The following is an 802-nucleotide window of genomic DNA, read 5'->3' on the forward strand; positions in this document are numbered from 1 at the left end:
AGACAAAGCGGCGGCGGACAAAGCGGCGGCTGAAGAGATTGCTGCCAAAGCGGCCGATGAAGTTGCTGCCGCCAAAGCGCTGGTTGCTGCCCAAACTGCACTGACTGCGGCCAACGCCAGCGGCACCACAGCAGAGAAAACTGCTGCCCAAGCCGTGCTCGATGCGGCCAAACTAGCAGCCGCCAAAGCCACAGCTGAAGCGGACGCGGCGGCCAAAGCGGTGCAAGACAAAGCGGCGGCGGACAAAGCGACGGCTGAAGAGATTGCTGCCAAAGCGGCCGATGAAGTTGCTGCCGCCAAAGCGCTGGTTGCTGCCCAAACTGCACTGACTGCGGCCAACGCCAGCGGCACCACAGCAGAGAAGGCTGCTGCCCTAGAGGCCTTCAATGCGGCCAAACTAGCAGCCGCCAAAGCCACAGCTGAAGCGGACGCGGCGGCCAAAGCGGTGCAAGACAAAGCGGCGGCGGACAAAGCGGCCGGTGAAGAGATTGCTGCCAAAGCGGCCGATGAAGTTGCTGCCGCCAAAGCGCTGGTTGCTGCCCAAACTGCACTCACTGCGGCCAACGCCAGCGGCACCACAGCAGAGAAAGATACTGCCCTAGAGGCCTTCAATGCGGCCAAACTAGCAGCCGCCAAAGCCACAGCTGAAGCGGACGCGGCTAGCAAAGCGGTGCAAGACAAAGCGGCGGCGGACAAAGCGGCCGGTGAAGAGATTGCTGCCAAAGCGGCCGATGAAGTTGCTGCCGCCAAAGCGCTGGTTGCTGCCCAAACTGCACTGACTGCGGCCAACGCCAGCGGCACC

Annotated in this window: 1 pseudogene; it reads left to right on the forward strand. The window is 62.8% G+C overall.

The window, feature by feature from the left end:
- A pseudogene (locus B9Z45_RS17145) lies at positions 1–802 on the forward strand (hypothetical protein); the annotation flags it as partial.

The sequence above is a fragment of the Limnohabitans sp. 2KL-17 genome, from assembly GCF_003063415.1.
Taxonomy (GTDB): Bacteria; Pseudomonadota; Gammaproteobacteria; order Burkholderiales; family Burkholderiaceae_C; genus Limnohabitans_A.